Source organism: Pseudomonas sp. AIG (assembly GCF_977020205.1).
In genome coordinates, this window is record NZ_CDROCK010000128.1 from 1 (window position 1) to 1,035 (window position 1,035).

The following is a 1,035-nucleotide window of genomic DNA, read 5'->3' on the forward strand; positions in this document are numbered from 1 at the left end:
GTGGCGGTGGGCTGTTCAGCGCCAAGCTTTCGGACAACGATCTGGCCTGGGCCACGCGGCAATTGGCGAGTCTGCTCGGCGCCAGTCTACCGTTGGAAGCCGCGCTGAGTGCCACGGTGGAGCAGGCCGAGAAAAAGCACATCGCCCATACGCTCAGTGCCGTGCGCGCGGATGTGCGCAGCGGGATGCGTCTGGCCGAATCGCTGGCGGCGCGACCACGGGACTTTCCCGAGATTTACCGCGCTTTGATTGCGGCCGGGGAAGAATCAGGCGATCTGGCGCAGGTCATGGAGCGGCTGGCGGATTACATCGAGGAGCGCAACAACCTGCGTGGCAAGATTCTCACCGCGTTCATTTATCCGGGCGTGGTTGGTCTGGTGTCGATCGGCATTGTGATTTTCCTGCTCAGTTACGTGGTGCCGCAGGTGGTGAGCGCGTTTTCCCAAGCGCGTCAGGACTTGCCGGGGCTGACGTTGGCGATGCTCAATGCGAGTGATTTCATCCGCAGTTGGGGCTGGCTGTGCGCAGGGATCATGGCTGCAGGTTTCTGGAGCTGGCGTCTGTACTTGCGTAATCCGGCGGCACGTTTGAGTTGGCATCATCGCGTGCTGAAGTTGCCGCTGTTCGGGCGTTTCATCCTCGGCCTGAACACTGCGCGTTTCGCCTCGACGCTGGCGATTCTCGGCGGCGCCGGGGTGCCGTTGTTGCGCGCACTTGAGGCGGCGCGGCAGACCTTGTCCAACGATCGCCTGAGCCTGAGCGTCACTGAGGCGACGGCCAAGGTGCGTGAGGGCGTCAACCTGGCGGCAGCGTTGCGGGTGGAGAATGTTTTCCCACCGGTGCTGATTCATCTGATCGCCAGTGGCGAAAAAACCGGTTCGCTGCCACCGATGCTCGAGCGTGCGGCGCAAACCCTGTCGCGGGATATCGAGCGGCGGGCAATGGGCATGACCGCGTTGCTGGAGCCGTTGATGATTGTGGTGATGGGCGGGGTGGTGCTGGTGATTGTGATGGCGGTGTTGTTGCCGATCATTG

The 1,035-nt window shown here is 62.5% G+C and carries 1 protein-coding gene; it reads left to right on the forward strand.

The genetic code is table 11. The annotated features are described in order from the left end of the window. On the forward strand, positions 1–1,035 hold a 1,035-nt coding region (gspF, locus tag ACWR1S_RS30820), incomplete at both ends, for a type II secretion system inner membrane protein GspF (protein ID WP_454566138.1).